At 73.1% G+C, this 17,342-nt stretch carries 14 protein-coding genes and 1 tRNA gene; 8 read left to right on the top strand and 7 right to left on the bottom strand.

What is annotated here, in order from left to right; all coding sequences use genetic code 11:
• Positions 1-85: 85 nt before the first annotated feature.
• Positions 86-2,443: an SCO7613 C-terminal domain-containing membrane protein gene (locus BCL76_RS20080; RefSeq protein WP_109780854.1), complete on the bottom strand. Its 2,358-nt coding sequence runs from the start codon at positions 2,441-2,443 to the stop codon at positions 86-88.
• Between the two features lie 151 nt (positions 2,444-2,594).
• On the opposite strand from BCL76_RS20080, the gene BCL76_RS20075 reads away from it, so the two are divergent.
• Positions 2,595-2,666, top strand: a tRNA-Val gene (locus BCL76_RS20075).
• A gap of 73 nt (positions 2,667-2,739) precedes the next feature.
• Here BCL76_RS20075 and BCL76_RS20070 read toward each other — a convergent pair.
• Positions 2,740-3,465 (bottom strand): 3'-5' exonuclease, encoded by a 726-nt coding sequence (locus BCL76_RS20070; RefSeq protein WP_109781043.1) that lies wholly within the window; start codon positions 3,463-3,465, stop codon positions 2,740-2,742.
• A 203-nt stretch (positions 3,466-3,668) separates the two neighbouring features.
• Here BCL76_RS20070 and BCL76_RS20065 point away from each other — a divergent pair, with 203 nt between their 5' ends.
• Both BCL76_RS20065 and BCL76_RS20060 read left to right on the top strand, forming a co-directional pair.
• Positions 3,669-4,247: a DUF4365 domain-containing protein gene (locus BCL76_RS20065; RefSeq protein ID WP_109781042.1), complete on the top strand. Its 579-nt coding sequence runs from the start codon at positions 3,669-3,671 to the stop codon at positions 4,245-4,247.
• On the top strand, positions 4,247-5,464 hold the full coding sequence (locus BCL76_RS20060) for a hypothetical protein (protein WP_258309807.1): 1,218 nt from the start codon (positions 4,247-4,249) through the stop codon (positions 5,462-5,464). The genes BCL76_RS20065 and BCL76_RS20060 overlap by 1 nt, the downstream gene beginning before the upstream one ends.
• Positions 5,465-5,504: 40 nt before the next feature.
• Here BCL76_RS20060 and BCL76_RS20055 read toward each other — a convergent pair whose 3' ends face one another.
• Positions 5,505-6,008 (bottom strand): DUF4232 domain-containing protein, encoded by a 504-nt coding sequence (locus tag BCL76_RS20055; protein WP_258309806.1) that lies wholly within the window; start codon positions 6,006-6,008, stop codon positions 5,505-5,507.
• Between the two features lie 10 nt (positions 6,009-6,018).
• Positions 6,019-6,525 (bottom strand): GNAT family N-acetyltransferase, encoded by a 507-nt coding sequence (locus BCL76_RS20050; protein ID WP_109780853.1) that lies wholly within the window; start codon positions 6,523-6,525, stop codon positions 6,019-6,021.
• A 389-nt stretch (positions 6,526-6,914) separates the two neighbouring features.
• Between BCL76_RS20050 and thrS the strand changes: the two genes are divergently transcribed.
• Positions 6,915-8,891: a threonine--tRNA ligase gene (gene thrS, locus BCL76_RS20045; protein ID WP_109780852.1), complete on the top strand. Its 1,977-nt coding sequence runs from the start codon at positions 6,915-6,917 to the stop codon at positions 8,889-8,891.
• A gap of 81 nt (positions 8,892-8,972) precedes the next feature.
• Positions 8,973-9,533 (top strand): HIT family protein, encoded by a 561-nt coding sequence (locus BCL76_RS20040; RefSeq protein ID WP_030723580.1) that lies wholly within the window; start codon positions 8,973-8,975, stop codon positions 9,531-9,533.
• Positions 9,534-9,599: 66 nt separating this feature from the next.
• Here BCL76_RS20040 and BCL76_RS20035 read toward each other — a convergent pair whose 3' ends face one another.
• From BCL76_RS20035 to BCL76_RS20025, 3 genes are all read right to left on the bottom strand, one after another.
• Positions 9,600-10,007, bottom strand: a complete 408-nt coding sequence (locus tag BCL76_RS20035) for a J-domain-containing protein (protein WP_109780851.1) — start codon at positions 10,005-10,007, stop codon at positions 9,600-9,602.
• A 30-nt stretch (positions 10,008-10,037) separates the two neighbouring features.
• The gene (locus tag BCL76_RS20030; protein ID WP_109780850.1) at positions 10,038-11,702 is read right to left on the bottom strand and encodes a hypothetical protein; all 1,665 of its coding nucleotides are present in this window, start codon (positions 11,700-11,702) and stop codon (positions 10,038-10,040) included.
• Positions 11,703-11,848: 146 nt separating this feature from the next.
• Positions 11,849-14,044 (bottom strand): elongation factor G-like protein EF-G2, encoded by a 2,196-nt coding sequence (locus tag BCL76_RS20025; RefSeq protein WP_109781040.1) that lies wholly within the window; start codon positions 14,042-14,044, stop codon positions 11,849-11,851.
• Between the two features lie 325 nt (positions 14,045-14,369).
• Here BCL76_RS20025 and pgsA point away from each other — a divergent pair, with 325 nt between their 5' ends.
• The 3 genes from pgsA to BCL76_RS20010 are packed head-to-tail and all read left to right on the top strand — an operon-like array spanning position 14,370 to position 17,106.
• Positions 14,370-15,032, top strand: a complete 663-nt coding sequence (gene pgsA / locus BCL76_RS20020) for a phosphatidylinositol phosphate synthase (protein ID WP_030765668.1) — start codon at positions 14,370-14,372, stop codon at positions 15,030-15,032.
• Positions 15,032-15,934, top strand: a complete 903-nt coding sequence (locus BCL76_RS20015) for a phosphatidylinositol mannoside acyltransferase (RefSeq protein WP_109780849.1) — start codon at positions 15,032-15,034, stop codon at positions 15,932-15,934. The genes pgsA and BCL76_RS20015 overlap by 1 nt, the downstream gene beginning before the upstream one ends.
• A complete protein-coding gene (locus tag BCL76_RS20010; protein WP_109780848.1) occupies positions 15,934-17,106 on the top strand; it encodes a glycosyltransferase family 4 protein in 1,173 nt (390 codons plus the stop codon). The genes BCL76_RS20015 and BCL76_RS20010 overlap by 1 nt, the downstream gene beginning before the upstream one ends.
• Positions 17,107-17,342 lie beyond the last annotated feature (236 nt).

Here is a 17,342-nt window from a genome sequence, read left to right as displayed (position 1 = left end):
CGTCCGGTACGCGGGCGCCCCTCCGCCTTGCCGGGCACGGCACCGGACGCCGCGGGCTCGGCCGACACGATCCGAAAGAGACGGCCTAGCGCAGTCGGCCGATCGCGGCCCGCAGTCGGCGGGCGTCGCGCAGCCGCCGTTCGTACGTCGCCCCCACCGCCAGCAGCAGCAGCCCCGCCAGGGCCGGCGGCACCCAGCGCGGAAGCGCACCCGCGACCTGCACCACGTACGGGGCCAGCTCGTGCACCGCCACCGCCGCCAGCACGGCCCCGCCGAGCAGGAGCGGAGCCTGCAGCCGCCGCCGGGCGCCCAGCAGGGTCACCACCAGCGCGGCCACCCCCAGCAGCAGCGGGCGCATCCAGCCCGGGTCCCCCCACGCCGCGAGCAGGCTCGGCGGCAGCGTCGCCGCCAGGCCCGGGCCGTACGCCGTCCAGGACGAGGCCTGCGGGTCCCGGCGCCGCCGCAGCAGCCCCACCACGAGGGCGGGCACCGTCACCGGCAGCGTGTAGGCCTCCGGCGCGCTCACCCCGGCCTCGGCCAGCCGCACCCAGGTCGCCGCCGCGAGCAGCGCCCCGGCCGCCCAGCCCAGCACCCGACGCTCCGGCCGCACCGCGGCGCCCGCGCACACCACCCCGGCCAGCGCCAGGACCAGCGCCAGGGTCCCGGCCCGCCCGGCGGACAGACCCAGCGCCAGTACGCCCGCCACGGCCGCCGCGATCTCGACGGGCAGCCGGACCTCGCCGAGCCGCGGCCCGAGCGCCGCCACCAGGGCCGGGACGGCCAGCACCGGCAGCGCCCACCAGACCACCGCCAGGTCCGACACCGCGCCCGCCGCCACCAGGACACCCGTGGCGTACCCGACGGCGCACACGGCCGCCCCGGACCGCACCGGCCTCGGAGCGGGCCCGTACGCCGCTCCCGCCGCGCAGCCCACGCCCAGCAGCCCCCACACCGCGAAGGTCGCCGTCCGGCCGTCCAGCGCTCCCAGGGACACGTTCGCGGCGCCGACCAGCGCGCACACCGCCGCCGCGATCCGGACCCCACGCTCCGGGGAGCGCAGGGCGAGGACGCCCGCCGCTCCCACCACCGCGAGCTGCGCGGCGAACACCGCCGCCACCGGGAACCCGAGCAGCACCGGGGCCGTGAACAGCCCCGCCCAGGCCAGGACCACCGCCACCACCGTCGGCTCGGGCCGGGACAGCGCCCGCCCCGTCCACCGGGCCGCCCCCGCCGCGATCAGCAGGATCAGGACGACCGCCGCCCCCGGCCCGTACGGCTCCCGGTCCGGGGTCGTCGCCGCCCACACCTCACCCAGCACCCGCAGCCGCGCCACCAGGGCCGTGGCCGCCGCGGCTCCGGCCGACAGCGCCGCCAGGGCGGCCACCGCGGCCCCGGCCCGGGCCGACCCGCGCCGGACCGCCGCCGGGAGCGCGGGGACCCGTACCGCCGCCAGCAGCGGGAGCGCGAGCAGCAGGTGCGCCAGCACCGTCCAGGCCGGGTCCAGGACCGGCCGGACCACCCCGCCCAGGCCCGCCACCGCCGCCAAGGCGCCCACCAGCGCGGCGGCCGAGGCGCGCGGCTCCCGCCAGGCGACCGCCACGCCGAGGGCCGCGCCCGCCAGCAGCAGCGCCGCCGGGGCCACGGCCGCCGCCGCGGACCCCGCCGACCAGGACTGGGCCACCCCGATCAGCAGCGCCCCGGCGGCGCTCACGGCCGCCGGGATCGCCGCCCACCTGACCCGCAGGGCGAGCGCCGCGTCCAGCGCCGCCGTCGCCAGCAGGGCCCAGCCGAGCGCCTGCGGTCCCGGCCGTACGGCCAGCGCCGCCAGCGGCAGCGCGAACTGCGCGGCCGACACCGCGGCCGGCAGCGGGAGCCGCAGCGTGCGCAGCCCCGAGCCGTAGGCGGCCCACGCGGTCGCCAGGACGGCGGCCGCTCCCGCCGCGTAACCGGTGCCGTTCACATCCGGCATGCCGACCGCGTGGAGCGCGTAGGCGTCGAGCACCGTCAGCAGCAGGCCGACCGCCGCGACCGACTCCGCCGTCGACCGCAGCCCGCGGCGCAGCAGGAGCAGGGGCGCGCCCAGCGCCGCCGCCGTCACCGCGGCGAGCACCGCCGAGCGTCCGGCGATCCCCATCGAGCCCCAGCTGACCAGCGTGAACGCGAGCGCGGCGACCGCCAGCAGCACCGCGCCCAGGGTGAGCAGCACGTTCTGCGCGCTCGGGGCGGAGGCCTCCTTCGAGGTGCCGGGGGTGCCGGCGGGGCCGGCGGGCACGCCGGACACCGCGGGTCCCCAGCGGACCGGAGCGGGACCGGACCCGGGCTGGAGCAGCAGACGCAGCAGCCAGTCCCGACGGCTCAGCAGATACAGCCGCCGGGCATCGAGTTGAGCCAGCTCGCGGTCGATGAGCGCCAGCTCTTCGGCGGGCGGCAGAGGCGTGTTCATATCCGGAGTGTGGCGGCGGTCACGCAGTCAGGACATGGGTGTGCGTACTCAGATGTGCCCTGAGTAGGTACCCGGCGCGCGGCCCGCGGGTCGCCTGCGGGGAAGCGGTTTGAACCAGCCCCGAGCCTTCTGTATTGTTCACTCCGTTCCCGGGCGATTAGCTCAGCGGGAGAGCACTTCGTTCACACCGAAGGGGTCACTGGTTCGATCCCAGTATCGCCCACCGGGACAGGCCGGTCCGTCATCGACGGACCGGCCTTCCGCATGTTCGGGCCCTCCGCGAAACCCCGGTCGTCCTACGCGGCCGTCGACAGGTCCGGTCGCAGCGGCCAGTGCGGATCCACCGGCTCCGGTGTCCCCTGACGCGCGAACCACGCCTGCAGGCCACGCGCCTGCGCCGCGTGCCACACCGCCTGAAGCGTGTGCAGCTCGGCCGGCGTCAGCCGCTCCAGCCGTGCCGCGAACCGTCGCCCCACCGCCCGGACGAGCTCCAGCGAGGCCATCGCGTCCGCCGCCGCGTCGTGCGCGCCCTCCAGCTCGATCCCGTAGTGCGCGCACAGGTCCGTCAACGTCCGGCGGCCCTTGCGGTACCGGTCCAGATGCTTGTCCAGCACCCGCGGGTCCAGCACCGTCAACGGCCGGTTGTCCAGGTACCGTGACAGCGAGGACGCCCGGTGCCGGCGCAACTCCCGGTCCAGCAGCGTCAGATCGAACGGCGCGTTCATCACCACCACCGGCCGGCCGGCCACCTGCTGCTCCCCGAGCGCCCGGGCTATCTCCTCCACCACCGGCGCCGGCCAGCGCCCGTGACGCTGCAGGTGCTCGTCGGTCAGCCCGTGCACTTCCGTGGCCCCCGCGGGCACCGGAATGCCGGGATTGACCAGCCAGCGCGTGGTGCGGACCCGGCCGCCCGCACACTCCTGGACGATGAGCGCGGCGGACACGATCCGGTCCTGCTCGACGTCCACCCCGGTGGTCTCCGTGTCGAATGCGGCCAGCGGGCCCTCGTACCAGCGTGTCATGGCGAACTCCTCGTCCCCGAGCGGCGGGTGGAGCTTCCTGAACACATGACCCCCGCCGCATCGGTGATACCCGGGCTGTTTGCCCCGTACGCCGTTTGCGGGCGGTCGGGTGCGGAGACAACTTCCTTGGGGGGCCGTACGTATGACCGGTCATCACCCAGCACCGCTCGCGGCGGAGGCCGCAAGGCATGGGGGAGCCGGCCATGGCGCTCACACAGCCCGAACCGGGCGGGGTGCTGCACGAGGGAACAGGTCCGCGGACCGGAATCCTGCGCGGCACGCTCGCCACCACCGCCTGCATGGAGACCCTCCAGGTGGGATACCTGCACGCCGTCGCGGCCGCCGCGGGATGCTCGCTCTCGCAGCCCTTCCCCGACAACGGCATCGACTGGCACGTCTCCCACGGAGCGCCCGAACACGTCGTCGACGACGAGGTCACCATCAAGGTGCAGCTCAAGGCGACCTACCAGATACCGCCGCGGCCGCCCGGGGCCACCTTCGGCTTCACCCTCGACAACGAGCACCTGGTGAAGCTGGCCCGGACGCCCGTCGCCGTCCACAAGATCCTCGTCGTGATGCTCGTACCGAGGGAGCGCGACCAGTGGCTCGCCGCCGGACACGACCGGCTCGACCTGAGGCACTGCTGCTACTGGACCAACCTCGCCGGACACCCCGTGACCGGCCGGCGCCGCACCACCGTACGGATCCCGACCACGCGGATCTTCGACGACCGTGCGCTGTGCGAGATCATGACCCGGGTCGGGTCGGGAGGGACACCCTGATGAACCCGCACTCACCGCACCTCGAACCGCTGCCGTCCCCGTCGCCCTCCCCGCAGTACACCCTGGGCGGTCCCGACCCCGCGCAGGTCGACCCGCAGGTGCTGGGGGCGCTGCTGCACCGCCACGGCTGGCTGCGGCGCGGCGGTGCGGCCGGACGGTACGGTCGCTGGACCCCGCCCGGCCGCTCGGGAACCAGCCTGCTCGTCCCGGAGAGCCGTACCTTCCCCGACTGCGCGGACCTGCTGGACGAGGCGCTCACCGCCCTCGCGCACAGCGGCCTGCCCTCGGCCCGGGAGGTGCTGCTCGGGCTGAGCGTGCCCAGCGACGAGATCCGCTGGGAGCGCGAGATCCCGGAGGGGCCCTACGGATACCGGGGCGAGGCCTCCTGGCCCGTGCAGGAACAGCTGCGCTCGGCCGCCCGCCGGCTGCTGCTCGCGGGAGCCCTCGCCGACCGGGCCCGGGCCGGATACTACGGGGCCCGCCACCAGGCCCAGGCCGAACGCACCCTGGACGGGGTCCTGGTGGGGCCCTCCCCGGGCGGGCGCCGACTGACCGCGTACGTCCCGGTGGACGGCGGCCGGGGACCCGTGACCCGGCTGCACCACGCCCTGCACGCGGCCCGCGAGGCGGTGGACTACCAGCGGGCCACCGGCGGCATGGATGCCTTCGACGCGGCGGTGGCCGCCGGGGTCAGCCGGGAACTCGCCGAGGCGCTCATCGCCCTGGTCCGGGGCTCGGAGGGGGCCCGGATCGCGCTGGCCTGGGCGCCGGCGGCCGGGGTCCCGGCAGGCTGCGCCGCCCGCCCCGAGCCGGTGGAGTTCTCCCCGGGCGACCTGCCCGTGCTGCGAGAGGCCGCCGCCCGCTACACCCGCGCGGAACCCGCCGTACCGGTCCGCCTCGCCGGGGCCGTGGTGCGGATGCGGCGCAAGGCCGCCGGGGGCGGGGGAACCGTACGGCTACGGGTGCTGGCCGGGGCGGAGGTCCCCTACGTCCGGGCGGCCCTCGACGAGGAGGCGTACCGCATCGCGGGCCACGCCCACCTGGTGGGCCTGCCGGTCCGGGTCACGGGCCGCCTCCAACGCCGGGGCGGTTTCCGGCGGCTGTCCGACGCGGCGGACGTGGCACCCGTACCGATGGACGAGGTCGAGCGGGACCGGTTGATGAAGTCCCTGGACGCGGCCTTCGACCCCGAGGACGTATTGCCGTCCGACGAATAGGCCCTCGGGAAAGCGTGCGACAACGGCCCGCGGAGACGGCCTAGGAACGGAAGGCGGTGGCGCGGACGGTGTCGCCGCACAGGGCGAACCGGCCGCCGTCCGAGGGAGCCACCTGGAATCCCATGCCGGCGATGCCCACCACCAGCGAGGGGGCGAGGGTCGGATCGGCCCCGGAGGCGCAGTAGCCGTCCGCCTCGCCCAGGACGGGCGTGAAGGTCAGGAGCGTCGAGGCGGTCCCGCCCTGCGCCAGCAGTACGGGCCGGGCCTCGCCCCGGGGGATGACGCGCAGCGGCTTGTTGCGGTCCGGGGAGCCCTGGCCCGCGGGCGCCACCGTCGGGAAGCCCCGCAGCTCACAGGTGGGGCCGGTGTTGACCACCGTGAACCGCACCCGGTCGGAGCCCGCCCGGTCGGCACCGGTGGCCGAGAGCTGGTCCCCGGTGCACGCGGCGGCGGGCGCCGCCACCGCGGGGCCGGCGATGAACATCCCGCCCGCCAGCACGGCCGTCGCGGCGCCCAGGGCGGCCGCCTTCCTGGTCACTCTCATGGGTGTCACCTCATGCCAGGTCGGAAGATCCCCTTCCACCTTCGCACGGGGTGCCCTCGGCGGCCCGGCCGAAGGAGGCCATGGTCAGCCCCGGGACGGGGGAGAAGTCCGGCCCACGGGTGAAGCCGAGACGCTCGTAGAGGGTCACCGCGGGGGCATTGGCGGCGCCGGTGGTGACCGAGACGGGCCGGTCCGGGAACAGCTCCGTGAGGACGTGCCGCAGCAGCAGCGAGGCGACGCCCCGCCGGAACCGCCCCGGATCCACGCACAACCGGTCGATGCCGATCGCGCCGGAGGCCTCCTCCTCCCAGGCGAGGAAGCCGTCGAGCGAGCCCTCCACCGAGAACGCTCCGCACCAGTCCAGGTCCCGTGCTCTCATCTCGGCGAGGCTCTCGCTCAGCGCCGGGATGCCGTCGAAGCCGATCAGCTCGGCCTCCACCGCGTACGCGGCGCGCCCGATCCGGTGCACCGCCGTCGCGAGGGCGTCGTCGCCCAGGTCCAGCCCACGTATACGCATACCGCGCCACGCTACCGGCGCCCGGCCGTGCTCCGGGTGGGGCGGGGGCACTCCAGGGCGTCCCCGCAGGTCGAGCGAACCCACCGCCGCGCAGCGGGCCGGTCCGGCTCAGGGTTCGCGAGCCGAGGAGACGCCCTGGAGGGACACCGCCCCACGGCCCCGCCTGCGCCGGCGCCGGCCCTGCGCCGGCGCCGGCCCTGCCCCCGCGCCGGTGGCCCCGGTCCTGCGCCGCGAGCCCCGCCGCGGCCCCGCCCCGCCCCGTGCCGCGGGACCCGCCGGGCGGGGCCGGGTCGGCCCGGGCGGTAACCGTTTAGCGGCGCGGCCACTCCGCTCGGTACGATTCAGGCGCGCGGCGTTCGCCCGCGCACCCCCTGAGTCAGGAGAGACCGGTGTCAGACGTCCGTGTGATCATCCAACGCGATTCCGAGCGGGACGAGCGCGTGGTGGCCACGGGCACTACGGCGGCGGAGCTCTTCGCCGGCGAGCGCACCATCGTCGCCGCGCGCATCGCGGGCGAGCTCAAGGACCTCGCGTACGAGGTGAAGGACGGCGAGACCGTCGAGCCGGTGGAGATCTCCTCCGAGGACGGCCTGAACATCCTGCGCCACTCGACCGCGCACGTCATGGCCCAGGCCGTGCAGGAGCTCTTCCCCGAGGCCAAGCTGGGCATCGGCCCGCCGGTCCAGAACGGCTTCTACTACGACTTCGACGTAGCCCGCCCCTTCACCCCCGATGACCTCAAGGCCATCGAGAAGAAGATGCAGGAGATCCAGAAGCGCGGCCAGAGGTTCTCCCGCCGTGTGGTCACCGACGAGGCGGCCCGCGAGGAGCTCGCCGACGAGCCGTACAAGCTGGAGCTCATCGGCATCAAGGGCTCCGCGTCCACCGACGACGGCGCGAACGTCGAGGTGGGCGGCGGCGAGCTGACCATCTACGACAACCTGGACGCGAAGACCGGCGACCTGTGCTGGAAGGACCTCTGCCGCGGTCCCCACCTGCCCACCACCCGCAACATCCCGGCGTTCAAGCTGATGCGCAACGCGGCCGCCTACTGGCGCGGCAGCGAGAAGAACCCGATGCTCCAGCGCATCTACGGCACCGCCTGGCCGTCGAAGGAGGAGCTGAAGGCCCACCTCGACTTCCTCGCCGAGGCCGAGAAGCGCGACCACCGCAAGCTCGGCAACGAGCTCGACCTCTTCTCCATCCCGGACGAGATCGGCTCCGGCCTCGCCGTCTTCCACCCGCGCGGCGGCATCATCCGCCGCACCATGGAGGACTACTCGCGCAAGCGGCACGAGGAGGAGGGCTACGAGTTCGTCTACTCCCCGCACGCCACCAAGGGCGCCCTCTTCGAGAAGAGCGGCCACCTGGACTGGTACGCGGAGGGCATGTACCCCCCCATGCAGCTCGACGGTGGTACCGACTACTACCTCAAGCCCATGAACTGCCCGATGCACAACCTGATCTTCGACGCGCGCGGCCGCTCCTACCGCGAACTGCCGCTGCGCCTGTTCGAGTTCGGCACCGTGTACCGGTACGAGAAGTCGGGTGTCGTCCACGGCCTGACCCGCGCCCGCGGTTTCACCCAGGACGACGCGCACATCTACTGCACCCGCGAGCAGATGGCGGAGGAGCTCGACACGACCCTCACCTTCGTGCTCAACCTGCTGCGCGACTACGGCCTGACCGACTTCTACCTGGAGCTGTCCACCAAGGACCCGGAGAAGTTCGTCGGCTCGGACGAGGCCTGGGAGGAGGCGACCGCGGTCCTCGCGCAGGTCGCCGAGAAGCAGGGTCTCCCGCTGGTCCCGGACCCGGGCGGCGCCGCCTTCTACGGTCCGAAGATCTCCGTGCAGTGCAAGGACGCCATCGGCCGTACCTGGCAGATGTCGACCGTGCAGCTCGACTTCAACCTGCCGGAGCGCTTCAACCTGGAGTACACCGCGCCCGACGGCTCCCGCCAGCGGCCGGTCATGATCCACCGTGCGCTGTTCGGCTCCATCGAGCGGTTCTTCGCCGTGCTGCTGGAGCACTACGCGGGCGCCATGCCGCCGTGGCTGGCCCCGGTCCAGGCGGTCGGCATCCCGATCGGCGACGGGCACGTCGAGTACCTGCAGGAGTTCGCCGCGGCGGCGAAGAAGCAGGGCCTGCGGGTCGAGGTGGACGCCTCCTCCGACCGCATGCAGAAGAAGATCCGGACGCACCAGAAGCTCAAGGTCCCGTTCATGATCATCGTCGGTGACGAGGACATGGCCGCGGGCACCGTGTCCTTCCGCTACCGCGACGGTTCGCAGGAAAACGGCATCGCCAAGGACGAGGCGCTGGCCAAGCTGGCCAAGGTCGTCGCGGACCGCGTCCAGGTCTGACCCGGCCGCTTCCGTACGAGGAAGGCCCCCGGAAAGTGATCACTTTCCGGGGGCCTTCCTCGCACGCCAGGGCAAGGTCATATGCTTGCCGCCATGACGACTCAGCCGGAGCAGCAGATCGGTGTGGGCACGCAGGACGCGTTCCAGCGACTGTGGACGCCCCACCGGATGGCCTACATCCAGGGGGAGAACAAGCCGACCGGCCCGGAGGCCGGGGACGGCTGTCCCTTCTGCGGGATTCCGGACATGTCCGACCAGGACGGCCTGGTCGTCGCGCGGGGCCGGCACGTGTACGCGGTGCTGAACCTCTACCCGTACAACGGCGGCCACCTGATGGTCGTCCCGTACCGGCACGTCGCCGACTACACCGAGCTGGACGGGCCGGAGACGGCCGAGCTCGCCGACCTCACCAAGCGGGCGATGATCGCGCTCCGCAAGGCCTCGGGCGCGCACGGCTTCAACATCGGCATGAACCAGGGCGCGGCCGCAGGCGCCGGCATCGCCGCGCACCTGCACCAGCACATCGTGCCCCGCTGGGGCGGGGACACGAACTTCATGCCGGTCGTGGGCCACACCAAGGTGCTGCCCCAACTCCTCGCGGACACCCGACAGATGCTGGCCGACGCCTGGCCCGTCGACTAGGCCGAGTCGTCCAGGCCGTCCCGGTCGTCCTTTCCGGATCCTGCCGGGCCGATCGGATCCTGCCGATCAGGCCTGGTCCGGGCGGTTTCGGTGCCAGGTCCGCACCTCGGCCTCGACGTCGAACTCCGTCAGGCCCAGAGGCGGGCCCGGCGGGGGCATCCGCAGGGCCGCCGCGATCTTCTCGTTGATCTCCGTCAGGACGTCCCGTACCTGGCGCTCCGAGCGGGCCGCCCGGACCTTCTCCACGGCGTCCTCGGCCTCCTTGCGCAACGCGAGTGCCGGAGGCAGCACGGGGAAGCCCTCGCGGTGCAGCTTGTCCTTGATCCACCACTGCTCGTCGTAGGGCGCGTCCAGCGAGGCCAGCGGCTTGCCGTAGCCGGGCAGGCTCGCGAACTCGCCCCGCTCGGTGGCCTGTCGGATCTGCCGGTCCACGAAGGACTCGAAGCTGACACCCGGTGGCTTGCGTTCGGTCATGGTCCCTCCTCGGCCGTGCCTCCAGCCTACCTACGCGTCGTAGACGTCGGCCTTGCGCGGAGCGGGCTCCTGGATGAGACCGCTCATGATCGAGGAGCGGTTCGTGAAGCGCTCGGTGTCGACGCCGTTCTCCTCCAGCACCTTGAAGGTCGCCGCGTGGATCGACCGCAGGACCGGGGCCACCGTGCGCAGGGCGTCGTCCGCCATGAACCGGTGGCGCCACATCGAGCTCGCCCAGACGTGCCGCAGGCCGAACGGTTCGGGCAGGACCAGCTTGCCGCCGAAGAACTCCAGGAGCGGCGGGTACCAGGTCAGCGGGGCCCGCACGGCGAGACGCACCACCTCCTGCGCGTCCACCAGCGGAAGCGGGCGCTCCACGGTCTCCCAGAAGCGGATGCTCTTGGGGACCTCCACCACCGGGGCCGCGGACTTGGACGTGAACAGCCCGTGCACGGGGCCCAGGGCGTGCGCGGTGACGTCCACGCGCAGCGTCTTGTAGAGCACGGTGACCGTGACCAGCATGTTGATGACCAGCTGGCCGTCCCAGAGCGGGTACTGGATGCCCAGGTAGTGCCGGTTGCCGGCGCTGAACTGCTGCTCGTTGCAGATCCGGGTGATCTCGTGCGGCTTGATGAGGAAGGCGTCCACGTTCTCGCCGGTGGGGCGGGCCACCTCGGCGGCGCCCTCACCGATCGGGGTGACGATCCAGTGCTGGATCGCGGCGGGCGGGAAGCCTCCCGTGTGCAGGGGGCCCCGCTCCAGCTTGCGGAGCTGGGCGTCGATCCCGCGTATGACGTCCCAGCTGCGGAACGGGTGGATCTCCATGCCCTCGCTCCGGGGAGCCAGCTCCTCGGCCATCTGCCAGCTGCCCCACCGGGTGCCCATGCCGAGGATGCCCTTGGGGCCCGCGTAGAAGACCTGGTTGCTACGGTCCTCCGCGGTCAGCTTGGCGAGCTGGTGGCGCAGGTCCTCGCGGGCCTTCTCGTCCGGGTTGCCGGGCACGGCCTCCGGGATCTTGGCGCCGACCCCGCCGCCGGACAGCAGCCCGTCCCAGCGCGAGCGCAGGTCCCTGGCGGTGGCCTCGCAGGCGCGGCGGGCGAGCAGCCAGCCCAGGGCCGGAGCGATGATCATGGCGCGCGCGTACAGGCCGAGGAAGCCGGTCAGCGGCAGCTTGAACATCAGGACGGCCACCACGAGGGCGATGCCGACCAGGAGCACGGTGCCCAGCCACGAGGCCTTGCCCTCCTTGGAGGCGAGACTCTTGCGCAGCTGGAACAGGCCCAGCCACAGCAGCAGCCCGGGCAGGAACAGCACACCGCAGACCAGCGTGATCAGCCGGAGCTTGCGGTCGCGCTCCTTGCGGATGTGCGAGGCGGCCAGGCAGTGCTCCACCACCGTCTGCGGATCCGCGCCGAAGGACTGGATCAGTGGCTTGCGGCCGGCCCCGAGCGTGCGGGCCTCCACGGCGCGACAGAAGGCCTCCCCGAGGCTGGGCTCGAAGAGGGAGATCTTCGGGGGCTTGACCGTCGCGGGGTGGTTCTCGTTGTTGGCGGTGAGTATCTTGTCCAGCTTGCTGTCCTTGCCGCCGTCCCGGTACGCGGCCGAGGCGAGGGCGTTGGTCGCCGCCGTCTGCCCGCCACCCCCCTGCAGCGGAACCTGTGCTCCGGGCCTGAAGTCGAATCCGTCGTCCGCCACCGTTGCCCCACCCCCATCGCCTTGCGTTCCTGCTCTTTTGGTGCGCCGACGAGCCTATCGGCGGATCTCGCCCCATGGTCATGGGACAGGGAAATGCCGCCCACCGCAAGCTGGTTGGGTGGGCGGCCGATCAGCTGCTACAGCAATCAACTTCCCTTCTCGGCCTGTTCACGCACCTTTTCCGCGATCTGCGGCGGCATCGGTTCGTGGCGGGCGTACGCCCGGGCGAAGCGGCCGGTGCCGTGCGAGACGGAGCGCAGCTCGACGGCGTAGCGGCCGATCTCGATCTCCGGGATCTCGGCGCGGACCCGGGTGCGTCCGGCCGAGGCCTGCTCGGTGCCGACGACGCGGCCGCGGCGGCCGGCGAGGTCGCTCATGACCGGGCCGACGTACTCGTCGGGGACGATGACGGCGAGCTCGGCGACCGGTTCGAGGAGGTCGATCCGGGCCTCGGCGGCGGCCTCGCGCAGGGCGAGGGCCCCGGCCGTCTGGAAGGCGGCGTCGGAGGAGTCCACCGAGTGCGCCTTGCCGTCGAGGAGGGTGACGCGCACGTCGACCAGCGGATAGCCGGCGGCGACCCCGCGGGCGGCCTGGGTGCGTACGCCCTTCTCCACGGACGGGATGAACTGGCGGGGCACGGAGCCGCCGACGACCTTGTCGACGAACTCGATGCCGCTGCCGGGCGGGAGCGGCTCCACCTCGATCTCGCAGATGGCGAACTGGCCGTGGCCGCCGGACTGTTTGACGTGCCGACCGCGCCCGGCGGCCTTGGCGCCGAAGGTCTCGCGCAGGCTCACCTTGTGCGGGACGGGGTCGACCTGGACGCCGTAGCGGGTGCGCAGCCGCTCCAGGGCCACGTCCTGGTGGGCCTCGCCCAGGCACCACAGGACGACCTGGTGGGTGTGCGGGTTCTGCTCCAGCCGCATGGTCGGGTCCTCGGCGACGAGCCGGGCCAGGCCCTGGGACAGCTTGTCCTCGTCGGCCTTGCTGTGGGCCTCGATCGCGAGGGGGAGCAGCGGGTCGGGCATGGTCCACGGCGCCATGAGGAGCGGGTCGTCCTTGGCGGAGAGGGTGTCGCCGGTCTCCGCGCGGGTGAGCTTGGCCACGCTGGCCAGGTCACCGGCGATGCAGCGGGTGAGGACGCGCTGCTGTTTGCCGAAGGGGGAGGAGAGGGAGCCGACCCGCTCGTCGACATCGTGGTCCTCGTGCCCGCGGTCGGCGAGCCCGTGACCGCTGACATGGACGGTCTCCTCGGCCTTCAGGGTGCCGGAGAAGACGCGGACGAGGGAGACGCGACCGACGTAGGGGTCGGAGGAGGTCTTGACGACCTCGGCCACGAGAGAGCCGTCGGGATCGCAGGTGACGTCCGGGCGGGCGGAGCCGTCGGGACGGGTGACGGGTACGGCGGCGCGCTCCAGGGGGGTGGGGAAGCCGCCGGTGACCAGTTCGAGGAGTTCCACGGTGCCCAGGCCCTGGCGGGCGCCGTCGGTGGCGGGGGCGGCCATCAGGACGGGGTGGAAGGTGCCGCGCGCCACCGCCCGCTCCAAGTCGTCGACGAGGGTCTTGAGGTCGATCTCCTCGCCGCCCAGGTAGCGGTCCATGAGGGACTCGTCCTCGCTCTCGGCGATGATCCCCTCGATGAGTCGGGCGCGGGCGTCGGTGATGAGGGCGAGCTCGGCGGGATCCGGGTCGCGCTCCACCCGCTCGCCGGACGCGTACTCGTAGACGCGCCGGGAGAGCAGACCGAGCAGGCCGGTGACGGGGGCGTGCCCGTCGGGCCCGGGTGGGCCGTGCAGGGGGAGGTAGAGGGGGATGACCGCGTCGGGGTCGTCAGCGCCGAAGATCTCACCGCAGACGGTGGTCATCTGCGTGTAGTCGGAGCGGGCGGCCTCCAGGTGGGTCACGACGATGGCGCGGGGCATGCCGACGGACTCGCACTCGTCCCAGACCATGCGGGTGGCGCCGTCGATGCCGTCCGAGGCCGAGACGACGAAAAGGGCCGCGTCCGCGGCGCGCAGACCGGCCCTGAGTTCTCCGACGAAGTCGGCGTATCCGGGGGTGTCCAAGATGTTGATCTTGATTCCGTCCCATTCGACGGGGACGAGGGACAGCTGGACGGAGCGCTGCCGGCGGTGCTCGATCTCGTCGTAGTCGGAGACGGTGGCGCCGTCCTCGACCCGGCCGGCCCGGTTGACCGCCCCCGCGGTCAGGGCGAGGGCTTCGACCAGCGTGGTCTTGCCGGATCCGCTGTGGCCGACCAGCACGACATTCCGGATGGAAGAGGGGCGGTCGGCCGTCAGTGCCCTGCCGGCGGCTCCGGCTTGGTGTGATGTGGCTCCCATGATGCTCATGCCTCCCGGTGGTGACGGTGAGGAGGATCGGATGGTGTGGGGATCGGGTGTCCGGATCGGTGTCCCGGCCGCCTCCACGGAGGAGGAATGCGGGATTCTTCGAGCTTTGCACTGGTGTCACATCCCGTCCATACGTCGTACCGGGGAGGTGCCCGGGGACGTGTCCTGGGCCCACCGGAGCCGGTCCACGGCGTGAAGTACGTCTTACGTGGCACGAACCGGTGGGTGCGCGGCGTCCGCGCGGTGGCGTGCCGGCTACGATGGGCCAGCCGGTGGCCGTGGTGGCCGTGCGGCCCAGCGACCCTCCGGGAAGGCCATGCTGAACAAGTACGCGCGTGCATTCTTCACGCGTGTTCTCACGCCATTCGCCGCTTTTCTGCTCCGGCGGGGGGTGAGCCCGGACGCGGTCACCCTGATCGGCACGGCCGGAGTGGTGGCCGGAGCGCTGTGGTTCTTCCCTCGCGGCGAGTTCTTCTGGGGCACCATCACCATCACCCTCTTCGTCTTCTCCGACCTGGTGGACGGGAACATGGCCCGCCAGGCCGGTGTCTCCAGCCGGTGGGGAGCCTTCCTCGACTCCACCCTCGACCGGGTCGCCGACGCGGCGATCTTCGGCGGCCTCGCCCTCTGGTACGCGGGCAACGGCAACGACAACGCGCTCTGCGCGGTGGCGATCTTCTGCCTGGCCAGCGGCCAGGTGGTCTCGTACACCAAGGCGCGCGGCGAGTCGATCGGGCTGCCGGTGGCGGTCAACGGGCTCATCGAACGGGCCGAGCGACTGGTGATCTCGCTGGTCGCGGCCGGTCTGTCCGGGCTGCAGACCTTCGGCGTGCCGTCCTGGATCGGGGTACTGCTGCCGATCGCCCTGTGGATCGTGGCGGTGGGCTCGCTCGTCACCCTGATCCAGCGGGTGGTCACCGTACGTCGCGAGTCGGCCGAGGCCGACGCCGCGGCCGCCGCCGAGGGCGGCGCGGCCTGATGGGCGCCATGCAGGACAAGCTGGTCGACTCGCTGTACGGGCTCGGCTGGGCCGGGGTCAAGAAGCTGCCCGAGCCGGCCGCCGTGGCCCTGGGCCGGCGGATCGCCGACTTCGCGTGGAAGCGGCGCGGCAAGAGCGTGCTGCGGCTGGAGTCGAACCTGGCACGGGTGGTGCCCGACGCGGGTCCCGAGCGGCTGCGCGAGCTGTCGCAGGCGGGCATGCGCTCGTACATGCGGTACTGGATGGAGTCCTTCCGGCTGCCGACCATGGATCCGAAACGGTTCAGCACGGACGTCGAGTTCAAGGACGAGCACCTGCTGCGCGAGGCCCTCGACTCCGGGCGCGGAGTGGTCGTGGCCCTGCCGCACCTCGCGAACTGGGACCTCGCCGGAGCCTGGGCCATCGGCCACATGAACGCCCCGTTCACCACGGTCGCCGAGCGGCTCAAGCCCGAGACCCTCTACGACCGCTTCGTGGCCTACCGCGAGAGCCTGGGCATGGAGGTCCTGCCGCACAGCGGCGGCGCCGCCTTCGGCACCCTCGCCCGGCGGCTGCGCTCCGGCGGCCTGGTCTGCCTGGTCGCGGACCGGGACCTGTCGGCCTCCGGGGTCGAGGTGGACTTCTTCGGCTCCACGGCGCGCATGCCGGCCGGACCGGCGCTGCTGGCCCAGCAGACCGGTGCGGTGCTGCTCCCGGCCACCTTGCACTACGGCGACACGCCGAAGATGTACGGCCGGATCCACCCCGAGGTGGAGGTCCCCGAGGCCGGGACCCGGACCGAGAAGACCACCGTCATGACCCAGGCGGTGGCGGACGCCTTCGCGTCGGGCATCGCCGAGCACCCGGAGGACTGGCACATGCTGCAGCGGCTGTGGCTGGACGACCTGGAGGAGCGCCCGTAGTGAAGATCGGCATCGTGTGCCCGTACTCGTGGGACGTGCCGGGTGGCGTCCAGTTCCACATCCGGGACCTGGCGGAGCACCTGATCCGGCTCGGCCACGAGGTGTCGGTGCTCGCCCCGGCGGACGACGACACCCCGCTGCCGCCGTACGTGGTCTCGGCCGGGCGGGCGGTGCCGGTCCCGTACAACGGCTCGGTGGCCCGCCTCAACTTCGGCTTCCTGTCCGCGGCCCGGGTGCGGCGCTGGCTCCACGACGGCACCTTCGACGTGATCCACATCCACGAGCCGGCCTCGCCCTCACTGGGCCTGCTGTCCTGCTGGGCGGCGCAGGGGCCGATCGTGGCGACGTTCCACACCTCGAACCCCCGGTCCCGGGCGATGATCGCGGCGTACCCGATCCTGCAGCCGGCCCTGGAGAAGATCAACGCCCGGATCGCGGTGAGCGAGTACGCGCGGCGCACGCTGGTCGAGCACCTGGGCGGCGACGCGGTGGTCATCCCCAACGGCGTCGACGTGGACTTCTTCGCCAAGGCCGAGCCCAATCCGGACTGGTCCGGCGGAACCCTCGGCTTCATCGGCCGGATCGACGAGCCCCGCAAGGGCCTGCCCGTCCTGATGGCGGCCTTCCCGAAGATCGTGGAGGCCTGCCCGGACGTACGGCTGCTGGTGGCGGGCCGCGGCGACGAGGAGGAGGCGGTCGCCGCCCTGCCCGCGGACCTGCGCAAGCGGGTCGAATTCCTCGGCATGGTCTCGGACGAGGACAAGGCGCGGCTGCTGCGCAGCGTGGATGTGTACGTGGCCCCGAACACCGGCGGTGAGAGCTTCGGCATCATCCTGGTCGAGGCCCTGTCGGCGGGCGCGGCCGTGCTCGCGTCGGACCTGGACGCCTTCGCGCAGGTCCTGGACCAGGGCGGGGCGGGCGACCTCTTCGCCAACGAGAACGCCGACGCCCTGGCGGCGGCGGCCGTCACCCTGCTGCGGGACCCGGAACGCCGGGCCGAACTGAGCGCCCGCGGCTCGGCGCACGTCCGCCGCTTCGACTGGTCCACGGTCGGCGCGGACATCCTGGCCGTCTACGAGACGGTGACGGACGGCGCGGCGGCGGTGGCCACGGACGAACGCGTCCCGCTCCGCACCCGCCTGGGCTTCTCGAAGGACACCACGCCCTCCTGAGGCCTCACCACCCGGCGGAGACGGTCCGGTCGGGCCGCCCGCCGGCGGCGAGGGTCACCTCGTGGACCGTGCCGTCCCCGATGGCCGTACGGATCGTGCCGGGGCCGGTCCGGACCGCCTCGCTGAGCGCGTCGGCGGGGCATCGCCGTTGAAGCAGGTCAACGCCGCGGCGATCAGAGCGACCGGCGCTCCCCAGCCCATGGCGACCGGATGGCCGCGCACCTTGCCCAGGACGA

The organism is Streptomyces sp. CG 926 (assembly GCF_003148825.1).
In the GTDB taxonomy this organism is placed as follows: domain Bacteria; phylum Actinomycetota; class Actinomycetes; order Streptomycetales; family Streptomycetaceae; genus Streptomyces.
The sequence above is the reverse complement of the archived record's forward strand: the minus strand, read 5'-3'. Positions and strand labels throughout refer to the sequence as shown.

Coding starts and splice junctions, on each gene's coding strand:
- BCL76_RS20080 (WP_109780854.1), bottom strand. CDS start 2,443: ATGAACACGCCTCTGCCGCCCGCCGAAGAGCTGGCGCTCATCGACCGC.
- BCL76_RS20070 (WP_109781043.1), bottom strand. CDS start 3,465: ATGACACGCTGGTACGAGGGCCCGCTGGCCGCATTCGACACGGAGACC.
- BCL76_RS20065 (WP_109781042.1), top strand. CDS start 3,669: ATGGCGCTCACACAGCCCGAACCGGGCGGGGTGCTGCACGAGGGAACA.
- BCL76_RS20060 (WP_258309807.1), top strand. CDS start 4,247: ATGAACCCGCACTCACCGCACCTCGAACCGCTGCCGTCCCCGTCGCCC.
- BCL76_RS20055 (WP_258309806.1), bottom strand. CDS start 6,008: ATGAGAGTGACCAGGAAGGCGGCCGCCCTGGGCGCCGCGACGGCCGTG.
- BCL76_RS20050 (WP_109780853.1), bottom strand. CDS start 6,525: ATGCGTATACGTGGGCTGGACCTGGGCGACGACGCCCTCGCGACGGCG.
- BCL76_RS20040 (WP_030723580.1), top strand. CDS start 8,973: ATGCTTGCCGCCATGACGACTCAGCCGGAGCAGCAGATCGGTGTGGGC.
- BCL76_RS20035 (WP_109780851.1), bottom strand. CDS start 10,007: ATGACCGAACGCAAGCCACCGGGTGTCAGCTTCGAGTCCTTCGTGGAC.
- BCL76_RS20025 (WP_109781040.1), bottom strand. CDS start 14,044: ATGGGAGCCACATCACACCAAGCCGGAGCCGCCGGCAGGGCACTGACG.
- pgsA (WP_030765668.1), top strand. CDS start 14,370: ATGCTGAACAAGTACGCGCGTGCATTCTTCACGCGTGTTCTCACGCCA.
- BCL76_RS20015 (WP_109780849.1), top strand. CDS start 15,032: ATGGGCGCCATGCAGGACAAGCTGGTCGACTCGCTGTACGGGCTCGGC.